This is a genomic window from Peribacillus sp. SIMBA_075 (assembly GCF_046534585.1).
The window spans coordinates 1-241 of the sequence record NZ_JAWRYN010001458.1; the positions used below are offsets into that span (position 1 = coordinate 1).

1 protein-coding gene is annotated in these 241 nt (G+C 48.5%); it reads left to right on the forward strand.

The genetic code is table 11. From position 1 onward, the window contains the following. On the forward strand, positions 1-241 hold a 241-nt coding region (locus SB775_RS33220; RefSeq protein ID WP_410865553.1), incomplete at both ends, for a methyl-accepting chemotaxis protein.

Below are 241 nucleotides of genomic sequence, written 5' to 3' on the forward strand. Positions count from 1 at the left end.
GTCTCATTAGCCAGACGTCGTCAACGACAGCGGATGATATTATCCATTTGAATGAAAAATCCAAGCATATTACGCATATCGTTGAAGTTATTACGCAAATTGCCAACCAAACGAATCTTTTGGCACTGAATGCTGCTATCGAGGCAGCGAGAGCGGGTGAGCACGGTCGAGGATTTGCTGTCGTTGCCGATGAGGTCCGTAAACTGGCGGAGGAATCAGCGAAAGCAGCCGGGGATATCAG